Raw genomic sequence first — 14,839 nt, forward strand, 5'->3', positions numbered from 1 at the left:
GCACAATCAGCTCCTGAAAGCGATGGTGGAGGAGCGCAGATTATCAAGCAAAACCGCCAGCATCAGAATGAAGCCGCGTACAACATACTGGTAGAATGCCTGAATGTTTAGCAGGTTCATGACATTTTCGGCGATGCCCATAATAAGAACGCCGACAATTACACCGGTCATGGATGCCCGACCGCCTGCCAGCGATACGCCGCCAAGTACGCAAGCAGAAATCACCGAGAGTTCAAGCCCAGTAGCAGCATTTGGCTGGCCAGAAGTAATGCGTGATGCCAAAAGAATTCCCGCAATTGCACAGACCAGCCCTTGCAGCGCAAAAATCCATATCCGCATATTGGCGACATTAACCCCAGCAAGGCGGGACGCTTCGGGATTACCGCCAATAGCCAGGGTATTTTTGCCAAAGACCGTCCGATTAAGCACGAAGCCAAAAATAATGAACAAGACGATCATCACCCAAATCGGTGTGGGCACACCAAGGAATTTCGATAAGGCCAGTTGATAGAATGATGGGTCATTAATACCAACAGCGCGTCCATCAGAAGAAATAAGGGCAAGCCCACGGACGATTTGCATTGTTGCAAGTGTTGCAATCAATGCATTGACCTTAAACCTTGCAATGACCAACCCATTGAACAACCCGACAAGGGAACCAGCAATCAGAGCTGCCAATAGGCCGACCAGAATGGACCCACTTTCATTGGAAACCATCACCGCGATCATCCCTGTGAAAGCAACGGTTGACCCCACCGAAAGGTCAAAGTCACGCGATGCAAGGCAGAACATCATCGTGCAGGCGACTATGCCAATAGTCACAACAGATTGTAGCAGTCCCAGCATATTGCGTTCGGTAAGAAAATTCGGAACTGTGAAGGAAACCACTGCGAAAGCAATGACAAAGATCACCACCAGGCCCTGTTCGCCGAGAAGGAGTTTTTTCAAAGCGTTCATTGTGTTGCAACTTTCTGACTGTCAATTTCGATAGAAGCCGTACGGTCGGGGAGCGCCGCGGCAAGAATGGTTCGTTCGTCAAATTGTGCACGTTCAACACATGCCGCAATCTGGCCTTCGCACATGACGAGGATGCGATCCGAAATTCCCATAACTTCTGGCAATTCGCTGGAGACCACCACAATTGCCAGCCCCTGTTCAGCTAATCCGTAAAGTATTTCATAGATTTCTGATTTGGCGCCCACATCAATACCGCGTGTCGGTTCATCAACCATAAGAACCTTGACGCCCTGTTCTGAAAGCCAGCGTCCGAGAATAACTTTTTGTTGGTTGCCGCCTGAGAGATGAACAATATCCTGCTTGCGCGATGGGGTGCGCACACGCAGTTGTTTGATGCTCCGTTCAGCGATTTCAGCTTCTTTTCTAGGGCGTAGCAGGCCGAATGGAGAAAAATGCCGCCGTGTGGAAATTGCAATATTCTCTTCAATCGAACGGCCTTGCAGAATGCCATCAGCTTTTCGATCCTCCGGGCACAGCATAATACCGGCTTCGATTGATTTTCTTGGGTTGTCCGCCGGCACTCTCGCGCCATCAACTTCTACAACACCATTCCTGCGGCTATCAGCACCATAGAGCAGGCGCAATAATTCCGAACGGCCCGCGCCAATCAAGCCAAAGAGACCGAGGATCTCGCCGCTCCGAACCTCAAAACTTGCTGGGTTTTTAAGGCTGGTGCCACTAAGCTCATTGACGCGCAAACGGACCTGATCGCTAATTGGTCGGCCTCTCCAACCCCAGATGTCAGAGATTTCGCGACCCACCATCTCGGCAATGACTTGATCCCGAGTAACGCCGTTAAGATTAGTGTGATGCGCTGCGAGTTTTCCATCACGCAAGACGGTCAGGCTGTCACAGAGTTCAAAAACTTCATCAAGCCTGTGCGAAACATAGATGATGACCTTGCCTTCGGATTTAAGCTTACGAATGAGCCGAAACAGGATTTCGCTTTCGCGCGACGATAGTGAGGATGTCGGTTCATCTAGCGCGATGACCCGCGCATCAACCATTATGGCTTTGGCAATTTCCACCATTTGTCGTTCGCCGATAGACAGTTTGCCTACTTTGGTTGACGGATTGATCGTGAGCCCGATATCGGCAAGTTTTTGCGCCACTTCTTCGGTAAGCTGCCGAGAATTGATAATGCCTGCTTGATTAGGGAAACGGCCGAGCCACAAATTTTCTGCAACAGATAGTTCAGGTACGAGTTGCAGTTCTTGATGAACCACGACAACTCCGGCCTCAAAAGCATCACGAACGGAAGTGTATTTTTGCTCAACACCATCTATCGAAATTGTACCGCTATTTGCAGCCTGATCCCCGGAAAGGATGCGGATCATCGTCGATTTTCCGGCACCATTTTCTCCCATCAAGCCATGCACACTCCCTTTGGCGATGGTGAAAGAAACGTCGGAAAGTGCTTGCACACCCGGATAGGATTTCGAGATATGACTGAACGCCAGAAAGCTGTCCATGGCATCTCCGGAAGATTTATTGAGTATTGGGAAATATTCGCGACCGCGTGAATCGCGCGGCCGCAGGCAGAATTAGAAATTATTCAATGCCGAGGTTTTTTCTGACCTGCTGATAATTGTCGCGCAGTGCCAGCTCACCGGAAGTCAGGATGAGTTTTTCCGGCTCTTTGCCATTGGTAATCCACTCATACATATTGAGTGCGGTTTCATAGCCATGGCGTTTAGGCGAAATGATTACAGAGCCATAGAAACCAGTGGCGCTGGGCTTTTTAAATTCGTTGATCGCTGAATCTGAGCCGCCAATCCCAACAGCAATGACATTATCGGGCGAGATGCCAACGCTTTCGGTGGCGCGGACTGCACCCAATACGGCCTCGTCGTTAAGTCCAACAGCAACCCAATATTTTACATCCGGATTTTTGTTTAGAACGACGGTCGATGCATTCAAAGCGGCTTCCGTATCGGTTTTCGCTTGTGGAGCATCAAATATGTTGCCTTCTGGAAGTCCGGCAGCTTTCATTGCAGAAAGAGCACCTTCAACCCGGTCAACAGCCGTGGGAAGCTGGTCGTAGGAAACACGGATTGCACCAACATCCTTCCAATCCCAGCCACGGTTTTTAACTTCGTCGCTGATTGCTTCACCCACCGCTTCACCGATTTTGCTCGCCGAAATGCCCATATGTGGCACATCTTCAATCGGCTCTCCGTCCGCATTAACAAGGCGGTCATCAACCGTCATGAGCTTAAGATCATTGGCGGCGGCTTTTGCTACAATGCCAGGCCCAAGCTTAACGTCGGGAGTGCAGATAATTACGCCCTGCACACCTTGTGCACCGAGATTATCAAGCGCAGCCTGCACTTTTTCTCCGTCTTGGGCGCCAATTTTTACCAGTGTAAAGCCTTTTTCCTTTGCAGCTATATCTGCAAATTTCCATTCATCCTGAAACCATGGCTCTTCTGGCTGCTTAACGACAAATCCAATTTTTACATCGGCAGCCAAAGCGGTGGTCGCGCTGGCTAATGCGACAACTCCGGCTACAAGTGCAGCCTTAAATAATGACATAATACCCTCCCTAAGGTTCGCTTTACTCCTAAGCGATGGGCTTTAGGTAAACCGCGACAAACAGGTTCGTCAAGTCTCTTGTATGATGAATGGTAACTACTGTATGATTTTACACATGCAGCATCATACACGTTAAGTTGTTCCCACGGTTGCAAAAATCAGCGAGACGGAGAGGCGCATGATTGGACCCGTAACTGGAAAGGAAAAAAAATTGCCATCTGGTACCCCTCGTCCCCGAGTGAAAACCACCGTAATTGCGGCCATGGCAGCGGATATTTGTTCAGGTTATTTTGCTTCAGAGAGTTATTTGCCGCGCGAGAATGATCTATGTTCTCGGTATAATGTGAGCCGAACGGTTATTCGGGAGGCTCTGAAAGTTCTTGAATCAAAAGGACTTGTGCGAAGTCGGTCGCGGGTTGGGACGATCGTATGCGATCCTGTTGATTGGAATATTCTTGACCCGCAAGTCATGGAATGGCTCGGAGATAGAGTTGTCGAATTTAATTTGCTTGATTGCGTTCTCGAAGCGCGCCGCTGTATCGAACCAGCAGCGGTAATGCTTGCTGCCGATAGAGCAACAACGCAGGAAATTGCTGATATAGAAAAAGCTTGGCAAATGATGAGAGACGCAGAAAATGACATTGCCAGCTTTACGGAGGCGGATGTTTTGTTTCATTCCTGCCTTCTAAAAGCCAGCCATAATCAGGTTTTCACGCAATTATCACATACGATCAGCGCAGCGTTAAAATATTCACTGCGCACGTCAAACGAAATCGCCGACACGCGTGATAAAGCGGTTGAGGCCCATGGTCAGCTGGTTGAAGCATTAAGACTGCGTGATCGGCAGAAGGCGCTTGATTCTATTCATTCCGTACTCGACATGGCCGAAAACGATCTGAATCAGGCAAAAGATATTTCTATGAAAAAGTCCTAAATCTCGCATTTTATAAGCGCTGTTGTAAGTTTACGTGCTATGTGCGTGATTTCGCAACGACGACAAGAGTGTCTGTTTGGATGTTCGCAGATGCACTTTGGCCGCTTCCAAAGCGGCTTGTTCGTCCCGGTCGATTAAAGCTTCTATAAGGGCTAAATGCTCGCCGATTGCAGTAAGATTACGATCTCGCTCTAGTTTTTTGTCCCATTGGTAATGGTAGTGAAAAATAAGCGATATGACTTTTTGAAATTCAGCTGCAAATCTGTTGCGAATAACGTTGCCAATCATATTGTGAAAACGTTCATCTAGCAGTGAAAAATCATGGAATCTTTCGTCAATTTCCAATGCTAAAGCTTGGTGATCTGCCTTAATATGTCGTAGGTCTTTCCATATGGAGTGGTCATTGGGCAAAGCCACAAGCTGCGAAATTGCATGGAGTTCCAGCACCATACGGAAATCAGAAAGTTCAATTGCATAATCACGCGTGAAGCCAAGCAGTTTCCAGCCACCGCGAGGCCGGCGTCGCACGAGACCGAAGCGACTAAGAGAAGCCAAAAACTCCTGTAAACTATGGGGAGTAACGCCAAATTTTCGTGCCATTTCCGTAACATTCAGCGCTGTTCCGGGCGGAACATCAAAACGCAAGACCCAGTCCAAAAATTGTCGCTCCAGTTCTTCTCTCGATATTGGGTCCAATTGAACGGAAAGCCGGTCTTTGCGATTGGGGAGCCGGAGAAGAGTTTTTTCTCGTCCTTGCCAACGTATAAGGCCCTCGGTCTGCATTCGCTGAAGTGCAGCGCGGACCACAGTGCGGCTGACGTCAAGATGCACAGCCAATCCCTGTTCGGTGGGTAGTTGGTCGCCCGGCATCAAGCTATCACAATAGCAAAGAAGACTATTATAGGCTTCGCGAAAACGTTCGTCTGTTCTTGCCAATGCGGTCCTCCTCTTTCGTGAAAGAGTAACCAGATCGCCAATTGCACACAATCATTAAAAACAGTTGACAGCTCAACCTCTCTGCGCACATGCTGTCTGAAATTATAAATACCGAGACGGGAGGAGCGGTATGGCAGTTGCTGCAAACGCGGTGCATAATCCTGCATCTGGCGTGAATGCTGAAACTTTTCACAAATTATCGGCACTCGCAACGCTCGGAATATTGGTGGCAGTATTTGCATTTGGCAATGCCGCATTTTTCTCCATTAATAATGGCCTGACAGTTTTGCTACAAACCTCGGTCATTGGCCTGCTCGGCATCGGAATGACCATGGTGATCATTACCGGTGGAATTGATTTGAGCGTTGGGTCAGTCCTTGCTCTTTCCGGTACTGTGACGGGACTGCTGGTAAAAGCAGGGGTTCCGGTGCCTGTCGGCATGGCAGCTGGAGTATGCATGGGTGCGCTTTGTGGTCTGGCAAATGGCCTGATTATTACCAAAATGCGCATAACGCCTTTTGTGGCCACTCTTGGCATGATGCTCATTGCGAGAGGTGCGGCCCTTCAATTGACAGGAGCAGCGCCAATCTCACAGCTCGGAGAGGCGTTTGGACGGCTTGGAAATGGCGCGCTGTTCCGCATGGTTGAGACTTTGCCCAACGGGTTAAAAAAAGTGGTGTTTCCGGGCATTCCTTATCCGGCTATCCTTTTGTTGGCCATTGCTTTGGCTGCGGCCTATTTGCTGCGCCGTCGTCCACTTGGGCGGCACATTTATGCGACGGGTTCGAATGAGGAAGCTGCAAGGCTTTCTGGTGTCAATGTCGCACGGACCAAGATTGCCGCCTATGTGATGGCGGGTGCGCTGGCGGGGCTAGCGGGCAATGTGCTCATGTCGCGGCTTGTTACAGCACAGCCCAATGAAGGCGTGATGTATGAGCTTGACGCTATTGCCGCCGCAGTTATCGGCGGTGCATCTTTGATGGGTGGCGTCGGCACAATATCTGGCACGATGATAGGCGCTTTTATCATCGGAGTTTTGAGAAATGGGCTGAATATGGCCGGGATATCAGCCTTTATTCAACAAATTATCATCGGGGTCGTGGTCATTTTAGCGGTCTTTATTGATCAAATGCGCAATCGGAGGTGAGCGCATGGCCACCAGGGGATTATAATGGAGGAGAAAATGAAAAATTCGTTCAAAGCTGCGTTGGCATTAAGCGTTGTGCTGGCATTTCCGGCGACATCAATGGCGAAAGACATCGCTGTGATTGTCAAAACGACAAGTTCAAACTTTTGGCAGAATGTTAACAAAGGCGCATCCGCTGCTATTGAAGGCACTGACCACAATATGACATTTGACGGACCAGCTGCTGAATCCGCGGTGGCCGATCAGGTCAACATGGTCGACAATGCTGTCAATCGTGGCGTCGCTGCTCTGGTATTAGCGCCATCCGACCCAGAAGCGTTGATCCCGTCCGTCAAGCGGGCCAATGAAGCTGGCATTCCGGTGGCTATTATTGACTCTGCGCTGGGCGAGGGCGCAGACGGTGCTTATCAGACTTTTCTTTCAACCGATAATTGTGCGGCCGGCAAGCTCGCTGCTAGCAAAATGATTGAGGCAACGGGCGGCGAAGGCAAAGTTGCGGTCATGTCTTATGTGGCGGGCGTTGGTTCAGAAATTGGCCGCGTCGGCTGCTTTATTGAGGAAATCAAAGGCAACTCAAAGATAGAGATTGTCGGACCCTATTATTCACAATCGCAGATGGCCAATGCGCTCAATCAGACGACAGATGTTCTGGCCGCAAATCCCGATCTTAAGGGAATTTTCGGTGCCAATGAGCCAACGGCGGTGGGCATGGGGCGTGCCATACAGCAGGCAGGCAAGGCAGGTCAGCTCGTCGCCATTGGTTTTGATGGCAATGAAGATCTTCAGGCCTTTGTGAAAGACGGAACTTTGGCCGGTACTTTGGTTCAAGGTTCATTCCAAATGGGCGAACTTGGTGTGAAGGCTGTCATTGATCTTCTCGACGGCAAAACGGTCGAGCCGCAGATCGATACGGGGGTTGTCTTTGTGACAAAGGAAAACATCGACACCGACGAGGCAAAAAACGTCCTTTATTAAAGACAATTCCAATGCTTTCGGGTGGCGGCTGCTGCTGCCGCCCGATTTACCGGAAATTTGAAAGGCCGAGCATGACAACTCCACTTGTTCAAATGATCAATATTGAGAAACATTTTGGTGGCCTCCATGCTGTAAATGGTGTGTCGCTGGATCTTTATCCCGGTGAAGTTGTAGGTGTTCTTGGGCATAATGGCGCGGGAAAATCGTGCCTTATGCGTATCCTTTCGGGTGCAATGGCGCCTAGCGCGGGTGAAATACGGGTGAATGGTCATAAGGTCGAGATTGCTTCGCCCCATGATGCGCGCAGCCAGGGCATTGAGACCATCTATCAGACGCTTGCGCTTGCCGATCATCTCGATGCTCCCGCTAATCTTTTTTTGGGGCGTGAATTGCGAACCCGCTGGGGCAATCTGGACGATAAACGGATGCTAGAAGAAGCGCGCAAGGTTCTTGCTCGCCTCAATCCAAATTTTCGCAATCTCAATGATCCGGTTTCCAAATTATCAGGAGGTCAGCGACAGGTTATAGCGATTGCCCGCGCGATCTATTTCAATGTTAAATGCCTGATTATGGACGAACCTACCGCAGCCCTTGGGCCTGCTGAAACCGCTATGGTTGGAGAATTGATCAAGCAACTTCGGCAAGAAGGCGTTGGGATTTTCCTCATCAGCCACGATATGCATGATGTGTTCGATTTGTGCGACCGCGTCATTGTTATGAACCGCGGCCATAATGTTGGTTCTCACCGGATTGATGAAGTCTCCAAGGACGATGTGTTAAGCCTAATCATCAAGGGCACATTGCCGGATGATTGGACACCTCGCAACAAGACGATGATGCTTCACTAAGTGCATGATAGTCAGGGAAGACAGGGAAGGCAGGGAAGTCAGGGGGGGCACCTGTTTTGGTGCATCAAAATTCTCGTAATGAGTAATTTCGAGGCGTTTTCTTAAACTTGCTCGCTTACACTTATTGCGAATTGGCGCTGATTTTCGCTTTTACAAACACATCATAACGTGTGCTTTTGCCTAAGATTTGGTGCGAAGGTTTGCGAATGCCTGACATAGGTTTCGCGCGCAAGGGCCATTTCAAAACCGCGCGGTTTTGTGCATGTTCAAGCGCGATATGCATGAGCTTTTCGGCATCAGAATCTGTGCCGACGATTTCCCGGATCTGGCGCATTTCCTTTTTAACCAATGCTGTATTGCCGCGTGGGGGATGCATCGGATCAACCAACACTACTTGCGGGTTTAGCTCAGGCAGAAGCTCACAGGAATCGCCGTGCAATAAGTTCATCCGGGCGACTGTCTCGGCATAGCGTCCGCCTTCCGCTCTGGCGCGAGCCAAGCCGTCAACAAGTAGATTATAAATTTTCTCAGAACGCTCAATAAGCGTCACTTTGGCCCCCAGGGATGCTAACAAAAACGCATCTCTACCTAATCCCGCAGTCGCATCGACGATTTCTGGAACCACCCCACGCGAAAGGCCCACCGCTCTGGCCAGCGCTTGCCCTCGACCTTCGCCAGATCGAAACCGATGGCCCACAGGCCCCCCGACAAAATCGACAATTAATTCAGTGGGATCTGTCTGTTGTGACATTGCTCTCTCAAAAGGGGCAGGGACTGGTAAAGCCAACAAAACGACCATCCGGATGTTGAAAGCCTAGTCGTTCAGCATGAAGAAGCAAGCGGCAAGCGGCATCCCGGGCGGCACCTTCTGCATAAAACTCGTCCCCTAATATCACATGTCCAACTGCTTTCATGTGAACGCGTAATTGGTGCGTGCGCCCGGTTAGAGGATAAAGATGTAAGCGGGTATTGTTTTTCCCATATTCGAGAACCTTCCAACGGGTTTGTGCTGCCTTGCCAGCTTCAAGATCTACCCGATGACGTGGCTTGTTATCGGGGTCTATTGCCAAGGGAAGGTCGATTAGCCCTTCTTTTTCTTCCACATGACCCCATACCACCGCCGTATATTGTTTTTCCAGGCTTCTTGTTTCAAATTGCGATGCGATTTTTGCGTGCGCCTTCCGGTTTAAAGACATTAACACCAGTCCTGACGTGTCTTTATCGAGGCGATTAATCATTAAAGCTTGCGGAAAATCCTTTTGCACGCGCGTGGCGAGACTGTCGCGCAATGCTGGGTTCCGACCGGGTACAGACAATAAACCGCTGGGTTTATCGAGAACCAAAATATCAGCATCGCGATGAATGATCGAAGTATAAGGTTCCAACGGCGGATTATAAATGGGATAAATCGGTAGCGGTTCACTCATTGCGGCTTTCTATAGCAACTTGTCAGAAAGCGGAATTAATTTTTCGCGTGAAATTGGAGGGTTTTTGGGCTCTAGCACTTGGGCCAATTTTGACTTGGGCCAGCATTTTGATCGGGCTCAAGCCAAGCGCAAATATCGTGGTTGCTACGACAATTTTAACCACAGGGCCAAGCTCGGAAAGCTGAGAACAGGCGAAAAACAAGTAACGAAATTATTGTTTTCCGCCTGCAGCCCGAATTGAGTGAAAGCTCACAAATACTGAACTTCAAGATAAGACAGCGAACTTGTTATCCGCCACGATGTTCATATCCATCGTCACGCTGGCCCCGTTGCAGCAACAGCGTCTTTAAAGCGTCAACACGTTCAGGGCTCCACCCTTCAACTCCGGTAACCCCAAGCCATGCGTTCAAATAATGTTCAGGCGCATAAACATGACCATATCCCATGGGAACGGTGTCTGCCAAAAGCATATCGATGAATAGCTGTAACATGCTGACGACGGGATACCATCGAAGCAAGGGGGAAACATCGGGTGCGCGTGGGGCTTTCATCCAATCGGCTTCTCGATAAAGTAAACTTTTATCGAAGAAAGTGATCGCATCACTGCCATATTGCAGATAGACGAAACGCAGATCTCCCCATGGTGCAGTGTTTCCTTCAGGGGTGCCATATTGGTTCATGAACCGCACAAAGCGGCCATCTTGAAAGACTGGCAGCCATTCGGTAGAGCCGGGATCGCGATTTTGCGTGAGAGAACGCCATTTTTCGCTGGGGAAAGGCGGGCCACTCCATACTGCCCCATCGATTGGGTCTCCCAAAACATCGAAAAATGTTATGGAGCGTTGCGAGTTGAACGCACCAAGACTTAATCCATGGAGATAGAGTTTCGGCCGCTGATCTCTTGGCAGTTTTTTCCAGTAATTATAGACTACGCGGAAGAGAGCTTCCGCTGAAATGAGGCCATATTCCGGCTGAAACACCAACGATAAAGGGCTGTTCAAATAGGAATATTGTAAAGCCACGCTCGCAACATTGCCGTGATATAAATATTCTAGCCCGTCAATCGCCGACGGATCAACCCAGCCTGTGCCGGTTGGGGTTATGATGACCAGTGCTTCACGCTCGAAAGCTTTGAGCGAGAGCAATTCATCAAGAAGCAGCGCGGCACGTTGTTCTGGTGATTCAGCTATTTGCAAGCCAGCATATAAGCGAATGGGCTCAATCGATGGTTGCTGTGTGAAAGAGCTAATTTCTTCTGCGGTGGGACCAGATGCTACAAATTCTCTGCCAGCTCGGCCCAATTTGCGCCATTCCAGTTTGGACGTTGGGTTGCCCGCGCGCTCGACAATGAGCGGCTGCGGCCGTTCTGGTTCCAGCAAAGCATCGAGTTGCTTGAAGGAATTATCCAATAGACGAAACGTGTAGTTGACCAGTACGCCGTTGGCTATCGTATAGGTGAGAATGATGGTTATCACCACACCCGCGACAATAGAAATCCGCCGTGGGAAGCGGCTATATAATTTACCTGCGATGAATTTTCCGAGGCCGATTAATCCTCTCGCTATCAACAACAAAATGCCAAAACATGAGAGCGCAATCAGTGTGACACTTACCGGATACGCAGATTCTACTGGTTTCATTCCGACCACGTGGCGCACGGAGTTTTGCCAAGCGGTGGAATGATAAAGCGCTAACAGCATAATCAAAATGCAGATTGCTAGCGCCGATGGTTTGATAAATTTTAAGTAGCGTGGAGCTAACTCCGGCAATTCTAAGTAGCGCCACAGGCTGCGAAGAATTACGCCAATACTATATCCGGCGCCGAAGGCTATACCGGCAAGCGCTCCCTGAACCTCAAATGTGCGGGGTATCAGACTTGGCGTAAACGAGGCGGCAAAAAAAAGTGACCCCAGAACGAGGCCAACCCCTGAAATGGACCCGACCAACGCCTGTAATTTGCTTTTCATAGTAATAGATGTCCCTAAAGAACTAATGCACGGCATATACTGTTAATGCGCTTAAAACTAAAGGTCTGTCTGGCAACATTTTTATCCAATGGAATGGTTTTATCCGAGCCGCTTGACGCTTCTTCCAGTCTTTTTCAGTCAAAACTATTCTTGCATCTTATTTCATCGTCCCGCCGTTCAGTCAGGTAATACTTAAAGCTATCTGTATTAACGCCATGCTATACTTTTTAATCCGCCTTAAAGTCGCAAGTATAAATCCTATAATTATTATCTAAGCTTTAAGCAAAGACTATATTTTTGCGTCGATGGAACAAGTCGCAGTCAGGCTTGTTTAGCAAAAGTTACCTACCACCAAACAGCTCCCCGTTTCATTTGGCCCATTTCTGGAGGATTTGGCTTTGAACATCTCGTTTAGTAACGCGCCAAAGGATAAAATCCCCACGAGTCTGATATGTTTTTCCCACTTGCGATGGGACTTTGTTTTGCAGAGACCGCAACATCTTATGGAGCGTTTTACCAAAGATTATCAGGTGTTCTTTTGGGAAGAACATATCCCCACCGAGCATCATCTACCCTATTTAGAATATCATGCTTTTGAGAATACTGAGGTCGTGGCTATTCGACCACGTATTCCAATTTCCTGGCAAGGGAAAGATGTTGAGACGGGGCTTTCACGACTGCTTGATCAGTTTATTCAGCAACATCGCATATTATCACCGGTTCTGTGGTTTTACACCCCCATGATGTTTCCATTTGCTAAGCATGTGGAAGCAGCAGCTGTGGTGTATGATTGTATGGATGAGCTTACATCATTTCATTTCGCGCCGCCGGAACTGGTAATTTATGAGCGGCAACTCATCCAACATGCAGATGTTGTTTTCACCGGCGGCTATAGCATTTTTGAAGCAAAGCACGATCAACATAGAAACATCCATTTGTTTCCTTCAAGTGTGGATGTCAATCATTTCATTAGTGCTCGGAGGACAGTGTTTACTCCACCAGAGCAGGCCAATCTTCCGAAGCCTATATTTGGTTATTGCGGCGTTATTGACGAACGGGTCGATCTTGATCTGATTGCTGCTGTGGCGGCGGCACGTCCCCACTGGTCGATCGTGATGCTGGGGCCTGTAGTGAAGATTGATCCTTCCACCTTACCACGCGCCGAAAATATCCACTATCTTGGGCAAAAACCTTATAGTGAGCTGCCATCATATCTTAGCGGTTGGGATGTGGCATTGATGCCGTTCGCAAACAATCCAGCTACTAAATTCATCAGCCCTACCAAAACACCGGAATATCTTTCCGCCGGAAAACCGGTTGTTTCGACACCTGTCGCAGACGTTGTTCGGACTTATAATCATTTAGAAAGCGTTTTAATTGCCGACACCGTCGAAAAGTTTGTGAAGGCTTGTGAGCGGGCACTGGAACTATCAGTGGACCCGACAAGCTGGCTGGCTGACACCGATAGTTTTTTAGCGCTGACATCTTGGGATAAGACCTATCTGAGCATGAGTTCGCTGATTAAGGCAGCAATTAAAACCAAGCAGGAGAAAATCAGTGGACCTGCAGTTTTTCGGCCAAATGGGGAATATCCCTATGATTATCTGATCGCGGGGGCGGGCTTTGCTGGCTCCGTTTTGGCTGAGCGGCTTGCTGCATCTGGAAAACGCGTATTCCTTTGTGACCGCCGTCCGTATATAGCGGGGAATACTTTTGATACCCGCAATGAAGCCGGTATCCTCATCCATAAATATGGCCCACATATATTTCACACAAACAGCGAGCAAATTTTCTCTTATCTTTCCCGCTTCACGCGTTGGCGGGCCTATGAACATCGTGTTTTGGCCTATGTTGATGGAAAATTGCTGCCTATTCCGATCAATCGCACGACGCTCAACGAGCTTTACGGGCTCAATATGGTTGATGAAGCAAGTGCTGCAAATTTTCTCGCGGAACGCGCGGAACCGATGAAAGAAATCCTGACTGCGCGTGATATGGTGATCTCGCAAGTGGGCGAAGATCTCTATCGGACTTTTTTCGAAGGATATACCCGCAAACAATGGGGGCTTGATCCGTCTCAGCTCGACAAGTCTGTCACCGCGCGGATACCGACCCGGACCTCAACTGATGATCGGTATTTTCTTGATAGCTATCAGGCAATGCCCGCCGAAGGGTTTACCCATTTGTTCGAAAATATGCTCGATCATGATAATATTCGAGTGGAGACCGGTGTGGATCATCGCGAACTTATCCCGGAAAAGCTCGCACCCAGAACTATCTTCACTGGCCCGATCGATAGTTATTTTGATTATCGCTTTGGTCCGCTTCCATATCGAAGCCTCGAATTTCGCCATGAGACTATCGACCGCGAACATTTTCAACCGGTAGCGGTTGTCAATTATCCATCCGAAACAGTGCCTTATACGCGGATCACCGAGTACAAATATCTCACCGGACAAATACACCGTAAAACTAGCATTTCTTATGAATATGCCAAAGACGATGGTGAGCCTTATTATCCCATCCCTAGGCCTGAAAATCAGGCACTATATAAGCGCTACGAAGCTTTGGCGCGGACACAGCGTGATGTCATTTTCGTTGGCCGGTTGGGGACGTATAAATATTACAATATGGATCAAGTGGTGGGCCAAGCTTTGGCGGTATTTGGTCGGTTGGTAGAAAAGGAAGTTGAAGTCGATCACAATTGGAACGGGGCGGCTGAATAAAGTGACAATAGCTGTCAAGAAAACCATGAGATCGAACAAGCGATGTGAACTGCCCCCCATTTCGACCGGACAGGTCGGCATAAGCAGAAAGGCTCAAGCACAGGCTTGAGGACAGGCTTATGTCTAACGAGTATCGACACGTTGAATTGCTGACGGGTGATGTTCGCCGCAGGCGGTGGACAACCGAGCAAAAGCTGACGATCATTGAGCAGAGTTTTGAACCAGGCGAGACGGTATCGTCTACCGCTCGCCGCCATGGCGTTGCGCCCAATCTGCTTTACCGGTGGCGCAGGCTCTTGAGTGAGGGAGGTGCTGCAGCCGTGGATT

General features: G+C 49.0%; 13 protein-coding genes. 6 read left to right on the forward strand and 7 right to left on the reverse strand.

The features are described from left to right. Window positions 1-6 precede the first annotated feature (6 nt). The 3 genes from araH to C7374_RS10780 form a co-directional block, all read right to left on the reverse strand. Window positions 7-957, reverse strand: a complete 951-nt coding sequence (araH, locus tag C7374_RS10770) for an L-arabinose ABC transporter permease AraH (RefSeq protein ID WP_111575629.1) — start codon at window positions 955-957, stop codon at window positions 7-9. Further along, window positions 954-2,489, reverse strand: coding sequence for an L-arabinose ABC transporter ATP-binding protein AraG (araG, locus tag C7374_RS10775; protein ID WP_111575630.1), 1,536 nt, complete (start codon window positions 2,487-2,489; stop codon window positions 954-956). Before araG ends, araH begins: the two co-directional genes overlap by 4 nt. Before the next feature lie 79 nt (window positions 2,490-2,568). Then, complete coding sequence (locus C7374_RS10780; protein ID WP_111575631.1) at window positions 2,569-3,552, reverse strand: arabinose ABC transporter substrate-binding protein; 984 nt, start codon at window positions 3,550-3,552, stop codon at window positions 2,569-2,571. A 178-nt stretch (window positions 3,553-3,730) separates the two neighbouring features. Here C7374_RS10780 and C7374_RS10785 point away from each other — a divergent pair, with 178 nt between their 5' ends. Beyond that, a complete protein-coding gene (locus C7374_RS10785; RefSeq protein WP_111575632.1) occupies window positions 3,731-4,486 on the forward strand; it encodes a FadR/GntR family transcriptional regulator in 756 nt (251 codons plus the stop codon). A gap of 30 nt (window positions 4,487-4,516) precedes the next feature. Here C7374_RS10785 and C7374_RS10790 read toward each other — a convergent pair whose 3' ends face one another. Beyond that, window positions 4,517-5,422 carry a GntR family transcriptional regulator gene (locus C7374_RS10790; protein ID WP_111575633.1) on the reverse strand — a complete coding sequence of 302 codons (906 nt, stop codon included), beginning with the start codon at window positions 5,420-5,422 and terminating at the stop codon, window positions 4,517-4,519. 130 nt (window positions 5,423-5,552) lie between these two features. On the opposite strand from C7374_RS10790, the gene C7374_RS10795 reads away from it, so the two are divergent. The 3 genes from C7374_RS10795 (at window position 5,553) to C7374_RS10805 (ending at window position 8,392) form a co-directional block, all read left to right on the forward strand. Next, entirely contained in the window at window positions 5,553-6,569 is a 1,017-nt protein-coding gene (locus C7374_RS10795) for an ABC transporter permease (protein ID WP_111575634.1), read from the forward strand. Between the two features lie 36 nt (window positions 6,570-6,605). Beyond that, on the forward strand, window positions 6,606-7,544 hold the full coding sequence (locus C7374_RS10800) for an ABC transporter substrate-binding protein (RefSeq protein ID WP_111575635.1): 939 nt from the start codon (window positions 6,606-6,608) through the stop codon (window positions 7,542-7,544). A 71-nt stretch (window positions 7,545-7,615) separates the two neighbouring features. Then, the gene (locus tag C7374_RS10805; protein ID WP_170130242.1) at window positions 7,616-8,392 is read left to right on the forward strand and encodes an ATP-binding cassette domain-containing protein; all 777 of its coding nucleotides are present in this window, start codon (window positions 7,616-7,618) and stop codon (window positions 8,390-8,392) included. 121 nt (window positions 8,393-8,513) lie between these two features. Here the strand turns inward: C7374_RS10805 and C7374_RS10810 are convergent, their stop codons facing one another. The 3 genes from C7374_RS10810 to C7374_RS10825 all read right to left on the reverse strand — a co-directional run bounded on the left by C7374_RS10810 (window position 8,514) and on the right by C7374_RS10825 (window position 11,786). After that, a complete protein-coding gene (locus C7374_RS10810) occupies window positions 8,514-9,143 on the reverse strand; it encodes a class I SAM-dependent methyltransferase (RefSeq protein WP_111575636.1) in 630 nt (209 codons plus the stop codon). Window positions 9,144-9,150: 7 nt separating this feature from the next. Beyond that, on the reverse strand, window positions 9,151-9,819 hold the full coding sequence (locus tag C7374_RS10815) for a pseudouridine synthase (protein ID WP_111575637.1): 669 nt from the start codon (window positions 9,817-9,819) through the stop codon (window positions 9,151-9,153). Between the two features lie 287 nt (window positions 9,820-10,106). Further along, on the reverse strand, window positions 10,107-11,786 hold the full coding sequence (locus tag C7374_RS10825) for an alpha/beta hydrolase (RefSeq protein ID WP_111575639.1): 1,680 nt from the start codon (window positions 11,784-11,786) through the stop codon (window positions 10,107-10,109). Between the two features lie 503 nt (window positions 11,787-12,289). On the opposite strand from C7374_RS10825, the gene glf reads away from it, so the two are divergent. Further along, entirely contained in the window at window positions 12,290-14,512 is a 2,223-nt protein-coding gene (glf, locus tag C7374_RS10830) for a UDP-galactopyranose mutase (RefSeq protein ID WP_111575640.1), read from the forward strand. A gap of 119 nt (window positions 14,513-14,631) precedes the next feature. After that, window positions 14,632-14,839, forward strand: a 208-nt coding sequence (locus tag C7374_RS10835) for a transposase (RefSeq protein WP_146612714.1), incomplete at its 3' end; no start/stop codon positions are given.

This window comes from Falsochrobactrum ovis, from assembly GCF_003259955.1.
Lineage (GTDB): Bacteria > Pseudomonadota > Alphaproteobacteria > Rhizobiales > Rhizobiaceae > Brucella > Brucella ovis_A.